The organism is Comamonas sp. Z3, assembly GCF_008121565.1.
Lineage (GTDB): Bacteria > Pseudomonadota > Gammaproteobacteria > Burkholderiales > Burkholderiaceae_C > Comamonas > Comamonas brasiliensis.
The window spans coordinates 115,885-123,941 of record NZ_VOQU01000006.1 but is presented as its reverse complement, the minus strand read 5'-3'; the positions used below and the strand labels follow the sequence as shown (position 1 = coordinate 123,941).

The window sequence follows — 8,057 nt, the reverse complement described above, 5'->3', positions numbered from 1 at the left end:
AGGGTGGGCGGCAGAGATTCGCACCAGACGCATGATGCGTGAACCTTCGCTCGGGCTGGCGAGCAAGGGCCGCCCCGCAGCAAAGCCAGCGTCCCCCTTCCCGCAAGCGAAGCGCCACGAGAGAAGGGGGAAGGCGCGTCAGCGCCTCAGGGGGAAGCCTTTATTCAACCACCCCAGATATCCGCGCTGATCGCCTTGTACCAGGCTGCGCCGTAGTCGGCCTCGGCCTTGCGGAAGGCGGCATCGCCGTTCAAGGGGCTCACGCCGCCGGAGTCGGGCACCTCGATCAGCTTGCCCGCAGCCGTGCGGTAGACGCCGGCCACGGAGATGCCGTAGTCGGTGCCGATCAGGCTGTAGCAGGTGTTGGCAAAGGCCGCTGCAGGCAGGGACTGGCCGCTCAGTTCGGCGGCAATCGCGGCAGCGGCTACCTTGCCTTGCGTATTGGCGGCAAAGCCGGACTTGGGCATGGGCGCGGCAATCGTGGCGTCGCCCAGCACATAGACATGCTGGACCTGGGTGGATTCAAAGGACTCGGGCTTGACCGGCACCCAGCCGCTGGCATTGGTCACGCCGGCGCGGTCGGCGATAAAGCCGGCCTTCTGGGGCGGGATGACGTTGAGCACATCGGCCTTGTGCCTGGTGCCGAACGCGGTTTCCACTTCCAGGTTCTTGGCATCCACGCGTGCGACCTTGCCGTCATCGGCCTGCTTGACCCATTCGATCATGTCGCCGTAAAGCGCCTTCCAGCCCTGAATGAACAGGCCTTGCTTGGAGAAGGCATCCTTGTCGTCCAGCAGCAGAATCTTGGACCTGGGTTTGTGCTGCTTGAGGTAGTGGGCCACCATGGCCGCGCGCTCATAGGGGCCGGGCGGGCAGCGGAAAGGGTTGGCAGGGATGACCATCACGAACTTGCCGCCATCGGGCATGGCTTCGAGCTGCTTCTTGAGCAGCTGGGTCTGCGCTCCGGCCTTCCAGGCATGGGGGGCAAGCTGGGCGGCTGCCTCGTCATAGCCTTCCAGCGCATTCCAGCGCATGTCGATGCCGGGCGAGAGCACCAGCTTGTCATAGCTCAGCGCCTGACCGTTGGACAGCAGCACGCGCCTGGAGTCGGTCAGGACCTGGTCGGCACGCGCATGGACCACGTTCACGCCGGCCTTGCGCAGACCGCCGTAGCCGTGGCCTATGCTGTCCCAGCTGCGCAGGCCGGCCAGGTACAGATTGGAGAAGGGGCAGGTATAGAAGCGCTCGGCCGGCTCCACCAGCGTGACCTGGATATGCGGCGCGAACTGGCGCAGATAGCGCGCGGCCGTGGCTCCGCCAAAGCCGCCGCCGATCACGACCACATGGGCCGAAGCTGCCTTGGCCTGCACGATGGCGGGCATGGCGAAGGTGGCTGCGCCGGCGGCGGCACCACCGAGAATTTGACGACGATTGATCTGCATTTACGGGCCCTTCTTGCTGAACCATTGGGCCAGCGCTTGGAGTTGCTCATCGTCGTAGCCCTTGGCCAGACGGGTCATGACGGTGGCGTCCTTGGCGGTGCCGGCCTTGAAGGCCTGCAGGCGCTGCAGCAGATGAGCCTCAGGCAGGCCGCGCAGCTGGGGAATGACGCCCGTGGAGCGGCCGTCCGGGCCGTGGCAGTTGGCGCAGCTGGCAGCCAGCACGGCCACATCCTGCACACGCAAGGAGGTGGCGGCAGAGCTGGCCAGGCCGGGCAGCGGCGCTGCCAGGGCAAAAGCCAGCCATAGCGCAGAGCGCGCTGAAGTGAGCAAGGGTTTCGATCGCATGGGGCCTCCCGTTGTCCCCACGCAAGGCCGCGTGGGGGATTTATGACCTCGATGCCTGAATGTGCGCGGCCTTTGTTATGTGTGGCGAATGTCGAGCATTCTTCTGGGCAGGGGCGGTGCAGGCAGAGCTGATGGAGTCGGATTCTAGGAAGCGGACTGGCTCTGACAAGCTCAATATCCCGGTGGTGTAACAGGAAGTTATTGGTTATTTAGTTATGCGCTGCGCTTGTGCTTGCGGGCGCGTGCCAGGGCATGAAAAAACCGCATTGTGCTATCTGATGTGTAGCGCAATGCGGTTTCTGTGAATGGATGCAGGCGGTTCGTCAGTATTGCGGCGGCAGTCCGTCAGAGGGCGCTGAGGGCGTGGGGTTGGCGGTCATTGCCGGCATTTCTGCCGCTGCGGGAGCGGTGGCCGACGGATCGCGGTAGCGAATATTCACGCCGCTGGTATCGGGCGGGTCGTCATCCATCAAGGCGTCAGCTGCCTTGCCCACGCCCTTGCCCACGATCTTGGCCGTGCCGATGGCGGCATCGGCGGCCAGGCCCACGGCCCCGGCCGTCACGCTGATGGCGGTGCCGGTGACGGCGATCACGGTGCAGCCCGAGAGCGCCAGGCATAAAAAAGCTCCAGCCAGCCAGAAGCCGTAGGAGCCTGATGAGGCACGCCCCTGCGAGGAGACACCGAGCAAGAGCCGCCTCGCGGCGAAGGTGTCGTCCCCCCGGGGGGAAGGCGCCGAAGGCGACTCAGGGGGGATCATAGGTGAGATCAATGAATCCGCATGCCGGGCATGGCGCCGGGGAAGGGTTCCAGCACATAGATGCCGGGGTGGGCCTTCTCGTCGGCGTGGCTGGCGGCCAGCACCATGCCTTCGGACAGGCCGAACTTCATCTTGCGCGGCGCCAGATTGGCCACCATCACCGTCAGCTTGCCCTGCAGTTGCTCGGGCTGGTACATGCTGCTGATGCCGCTGAACACATTGCGGGTCCTGGGCTGGCCCCTCTCGTCCTTCTCGCCCACATCCAGGGTCAGCTGCAGCAGCTTGGTCGAGCCTTCCACCGCCCTGCATTCCAAGATCCTGGCGATGCGCAGATCGACCTTGGCAAAGTCGTCGATGCTGATGGTCTCGGCCAGCGGCTCACCGCCGGGGGCATGGGGGTCGATCACGGGCTCGGCCTTCCTGGCAGCCTTTTTCTCGGCCTTGGCGGGTTCGGCGGCGGGGGCGGCCTGGCCCGAACCTGCAGAAGATGGCGCTTCGAACAGTGCTTCGAGCTGCTTGGGGTCGACGCGCTGCATCAGATGCTGGTAGATGCCGATCTGGTGGCCCGCGCCCAGGGGCTTGACCACGTCGGCAAAGCGCTCGGGCGGCACGATGAGGAAGTTGGCGACTTCTGCGGCCACGCCGGGCAGGATGGGGCTCAGGTAGATGGTCAGGATGCGGAAGGCTTCGATGCAGGTCGTGCACACATCGTGCAGGCGGGCATCCATGCCTTCCTTCTTGGCCAGCTCCCAGGGCTTGTTGGCGTCCACATAGCTGTTGACCTTGTCGCACAGCAGCATGATCTCGCGTGCGGCACGGGCCGAGTCGCGGCCTTCGTAGGCGGCGACGATGGCGGCTTGCTGTTCGCGCAGCGCGGCCAGCAGGGTCTGGCCGTCTTCACTGACCACGCCCAGCCTGCCGTCAAAGCGCTTGCTGATGAAGCCTGCGGCGCGCGAAGCGATGTTGACGTACTTGCCGATCAGGTCGGAGTTGACGCGCAGCATGAAGTCTTCGGGATTGAAGTCGATGTCTTCGTTCTTGCCGTTGAGCTTGGCGCCCAGGTAGTAGCGCAGCCATTCGGGGTTCATCTTGAGCGACAGGTACTTGAGCGGATCGAGGCCGGTGCCGCGGCTCTTGCTCATCTTCTCGCCGTTGTTCACGGTCATGAAGCCGTGCACGCAGATCCTGGTTGGCGTCTTGCGACCGCTGAACTTGAGCATCGCAGGCCAGAACAGCGTGTGGAAGGTGATGATGTCCTTGCCGATGAAGTGGTACTGCTCCAGAGCGGGGTCGGCCATGTAGGCGTCGTAGTCTTCGCCGCGTCGGTTGAGCAGTTCCTTGAGCGATGCCAGGTAGCCCACGGGCGCATCCAGCCAGACATAGAAGTACTTGCCCGGCGCATCGGGAATCTCGATGCCGAAATAGGGCGCGTCGCGGCTGATGTCCCAGTCGTCCAGGCCTTCGCTGGTCGAGCCGTCGGGGTTGGTGCGCACGCCGAACCATTCCTTGATCTTGGCCGCGACTTCGGGCTGAACATGCTTGCCGTTCTGCGTCCACTCGGTCAGGAACTCCACGGCGCGCGGGTCCGAGAGCTTGAAGAAGAAATGCTCGGAGGACTTCATCACCGGCGTGGCACCCGACAGGGCCGAGAACGGGTTGATGAGGTCGGTGGGCGCGTAGACCGAGCTGCAGACTTCACAGTTGTCGCCGTACTGGTCCTTGGCGTGGCAGCGCGGGCATTCGCCCTTGATGAAGCGGTCGGGCAGGAACATGTTCTTCTCGGGGTCGAAGAACTGCTCGATGGTGCGGGTTTCGATGAAGCCGGCGGCCTTGAGGTCCAGATAGATCTGCTTGGACAGCTCGTGGTTTTCGGCGCTGTCGGTATTGCTCCAGTTGTCGAAGGCGATGTGGAAGCCGTCGAGGTACTGCTTGCGGCCGGCAGCGATGTCGGCCACGAACTGCTGGGGCGTCTTGCCGGCCTTTTCGGCGGCAATCATGATGGGCGCGCCGTGGGCGTCGTCGGCGCCCACGAAGTTGACCGCATTGCCCTGCATTCGCTGCGCACGCACCCAGGTGTCGGCCTGGATGTATTCCATGATGTGGCCGATGTGGAAGTTGCCGTTGGCGTACGGCAGGGCGGTGGTGACGAATAGTTTGCGTGCGGTCATGAGGAAACAGCTTTCACAGAGAACCCGTCATTCTAGAAGGGCTTGGCTCCAGGCTGCGGGCGCGGGTTTTGCGGCGGCAACCGGCAGGGTCGCTATCGATCGGTGGTTGCTTCGATTTTTATAGCTTCTATCGTATTTAATATAAGTATTTCAATAAGAAATATATATAAATTCAATGCAAATAAAGCGCTTAAAGCTCCCGTATTGATAGCGGAAGCAGGAAGGCAGGCTATCGCAGCGAAGGCCCCTTGTTGCGGTACATGTCCTGGTCGGCGACCTTGAGCAGGCTTTGCGCATCCTGCGCATCCCTGGGATACAGGGCCTGACCCACCGATGCGCCCACGGTCACGGATTCGCCCTCGGGAATGCCCAGCAGCGTGGTCAGCGGCTGCTGCAGCGCATGCTCGATCTTGAGTCTCACGGCCTGTACCTGCTCCTCGTCGCTGACTCCGCGCAGTATGAGGATGAACTCGTCGCCGCCCAGGCGGGCAACGACATCGTCGGGGCGCAGCAGGTTGCGCAGGCGCAGGCTGATCTCGGCCAGCGCCAGATCGCCGTTGTCATGTCCCCAGCGGTCATTGAGGGGCTTGAAGCGGTCCAGGTCCACAAACAGCAGTGCAAACGGGGCAGCCATGCTCTGGCCGGGCAGGGGGCGGGTGAGCGTGGCCAGAATATGCTGCAGCGCGCTGCGATTGTTGGCGCCGGTCAGCGGATCGGTGAACAGGCTGTGGCGCATGCGATGGAAGTTGTGGGCCAGCTCGCCAATTTCATCGCGGCGCTGCACCTCGATGGGGGTGTCGATCTCGCCCTGGCCCACGCTGCGCACGGCGCGGGTCAGCGAGCGCATATCGTTGGCCACGGCGCCGAAGATGCGGGTGCCGATGACGACGGCCACGACCAGTGCCAGCAGACCCAGGCTGCCCACCAGCACCATATGGCGGTAGACGCCGGTCAGCATGTCCTTGTGCGGCACGGCCACCACGGCCATCCAGTCCTGGCCCGAGCCCAGGTTCAGGCGCCGGTAGGCGATGCGAATATTGCTGTGCCCGGCATCTTCCAGCAGGGCGGTGCCCGGAGCGGCGCCGGACTTCGAGGTCTGGAAGGCGCCCTGGATCTTGTCGTACACGGCCTGAATCAGCGGGTCCTGGCTGTTGGCGGCACTCATGCGCTCCAGCTGGCCGTCCTCACGGCGGTGGATATTGGGCATGCCGGTGGCGGCGATCAGGGAGCCGTCGGCCTCGATGATGAAGGCCCGGCCATGCTCGCTCAGGTGCAGCTGGTTGACGAATTCATTGAGCGCGCGCAAGGAGATATCGGTGGCCACCACGCCTTCGAGACGCCCCTTGCTGGAAAGAATGCGGCGCGCACGCGTCAGCACCAGATCCTTGGCGCTGAAGTCGATATAGGCAGGCGTCCAGATCACGTCGGCCGACTCCGCCGCAAGCTTGAACCAGGGGCGCTGGCGTGGCTCGAACAGATTGATTTCGGTGGACTCGTAGACCGGCTCGGCATGCATGCCGGCGACCTTGAAATAGCTGCGATGCTCGCTGGCCCGGGTCTTCAGGCGCAGCTGGCCCAGCTCCGGTGTCAGGCGCTTGAGGGCAATCCCTTGTCCCGCAACATTGGCGTAGTAGACATAGTCGTTGGGCTGGGTGTGCAGCGAGCTGGCCACCCACAGCCGCGAGATCAGTGCCGGGATATGGTCGCGGATATCGGCGGGCACCGATTCGCCGCTGGGAAACGCGGCCTCCAGCACGGCGCTGGACGGGTACAGGTGCCGGTCCACGATCAGCGCAATACGCTCGGCCTTCTCTTCCATCACCTGCTCGGACAAGGCGGACACCGCGTTGCTGCCGGTCCAGTACCAGAGCATGCCCAGGGCCGAGGTCAACAGCGCAATCAGGGCGACAAAAGGCAGGATCAGCGAGAGCTTGAGCGATTTGGAGGCGCGGACGGGCTGTGGAAGTGGAGTCACTAGGCTGTGGCAGTAAAGATGATGAAGGTCAAGCAAAGTGTCTCATGCATCATTTGTCCGGCTCCTTTCGCATCATTAACATTTGTTACATCAAAGCGGCCAGCCCAGGAAACGGCAAAGTTCCTCTCTTCGAGCCAGCGTGTCTTTGCGGCCCAGTGCTATCAGTTCACGGGTGTAGCCCTGCTCAAATAGCAGGTAGCTGGCCAGCGCGCCGTCGCGCACGGGGTTGCCCGTGCCGGCGCGCACGCCCAGCGTGGCCAGCAGGGTCCGCACCGGCCGCGGCAGCTTGTCGATATGGCGCGTGGCGATATCGTCGATGCGCTCGCTGGGGGTGATGGCCAGTACCTCGACAGGGCGCAGCCGGCTGTGGATGCGCTCGGCCGGCGAGATCAGGCTCAGCGTGTGATTGATGCGCTCGGCTCGCTCTATGTCTACGGCCAGCGTGTCCAGGAAGATGCTCGACAGCGCATGCCCGGCGACCTGGGCCAGGGTGGGGTAGCTGGCGTCGGCCAGCGGCTGGCTGCTCAGGGGCTCGTGGCGCCTGCCCGCGCCCACGACCAGCAGCTTGCTGGCGCCCAGATGGATGGCCGGGGCCAGGGGCGCAGTCTGGCGCATGGAGCCGTCGCCGAAATGCTCGAGATGCCCGTCCATGGGCAGCGGCATGGCCGGAAAGATGAAGGGCAGGGCCGACGAGGCCAGCAGGTGATCGGCGGTGAGCAGGGTCTGCACGGCCTTGCGCTGGTCGCGTATCCAGGGGCTCAGGGTTTCGCGGGTCTGGAAGAAAGTGATGTGCTGGCCGCTGCTGTAGCTCGATGCCGTGATGGCCAGTGCGTGCAGATGCCCGCTGGCGATCAGTTGCGGGATGCGCTCGAACGGCATGAGCTCGCTGTTCATCAGGCTTTTGAGCGGTGTGTTGTCCAGCAGAGAGCGCGGCCGCATGCGGCTCCAGCGGGCCACTGCCCAGCCCAGCGACAACAGCGTCAGCCAGCGCGCACCGCTGCGCAGCACGCTGAGCGAGTCGGCCCTGTAGATCTGCTCGGTATGCATATGGCCCCAGACATGGAGCATGCGTCGCACGGCGCTGTCAAAGGCATCGGCATGGCAGGCCAGGGCGGCGACATTGATGGCACCCGCCGAGGTGCCCGCCAGTACCGGAAAGGGATTGGGCCCGTGCTGCAGACCCCGGGCACGGCGCAGCTCGGCAATGGCGGCCAGCACGCCGACCTGATAGGCGGCCCGGGCGCCGCCGCCGCTGAGCAACAGACCGGTCTGCCCGATGCTGGAGCTCGGGCCTGCGGAGTTTTGCCGGTCTGTCTCGGCAAGACTGGGAGGGAGGGTGGGTGAGAACTGCTCTGCCGCCATGGCTGCA

At 64.3% G+C, this 8,057-nt stretch carries 6 protein-coding genes; all 6 read right to left on the bottom strand.

The window, feature by feature from the left end:
- Positions 1–164: 164 nt before the first annotated feature.
- Entirely contained in the window at positions 165–1,442 is a 1,278-nt protein-coding gene (locus FSY59_RS18095) for an NAD(P)/FAD-dependent oxidoreductase (protein WP_043374876.1), read from the bottom strand.
- Positions 1,443–1,772: a c-type cytochrome gene (locus FSY59_RS18090; RefSeq protein ID WP_148729481.1), complete on the bottom strand. Its 330-nt coding sequence runs from the start codon at positions 1,770–1,772 to the stop codon at positions 1,443–1,445. It lies immediately after the preceding gene.
- Between the two features lie 338 nt (positions 1,773–2,110).
- Positions 2,111–2,476 (bottom strand): hypothetical protein, encoded by a 366-nt coding sequence (locus FSY59_RS18085; RefSeq protein ID WP_253279247.1) that lies wholly within the window; start codon positions 2,474–2,476, stop codon positions 2,111–2,113.
- 77 nt (positions 2,477–2,553) lie between these two features.
- A complete protein-coding gene (gene metG, locus FSY59_RS18080; protein ID WP_148729459.1) occupies positions 2,554–4,713 on the bottom strand; it encodes a methionine--tRNA ligase in 2,160 nt (719 codons plus the stop codon).
- A 229-nt stretch (positions 4,714–4,942) separates the two neighbouring features.
- Complete coding sequence (locus FSY59_RS18075; RefSeq protein WP_043374868.1) at positions 4,943–6,688, bottom strand: sensor domain-containing diguanylate cyclase; 1,746 nt, start codon at positions 6,686–6,688, stop codon at positions 4,943–4,945.
- 90 nt (positions 6,689–6,778) lie between these two features.
- On the bottom strand, positions 6,779–8,050 hold the full coding sequence (locus tag FSY59_RS18070) for a patatin-like phospholipase family protein (RefSeq protein ID WP_003051977.1): 1,272 nt from the start codon (positions 8,048–8,050) through the stop codon (positions 6,779–6,781).
- Positions 8,051–8,057 lie beyond the last annotated feature (7 nt).

Coding starts and splice junctions, on each gene's coding strand:
- FSY59_RS18095 (WP_043374876.1), bottom strand. CDS start 1,442: ATGCAGATCAATCGTCGTCAAATTCTCGGTGGTGCCGCCGCCGGCGCA.
- metG (WP_148729459.1), bottom strand. CDS start 4,713: ATGACCGCACGCAAACTATTCGTCACCACCGCCCTGCCGTACGCCAAC.
- FSY59_RS18070 (WP_003051977.1), bottom strand. CDS start 8,050: ATGGCGGCAGAGCAGTTCTCACCCACCCTCCCTCCCAGTCTTGCCGAG.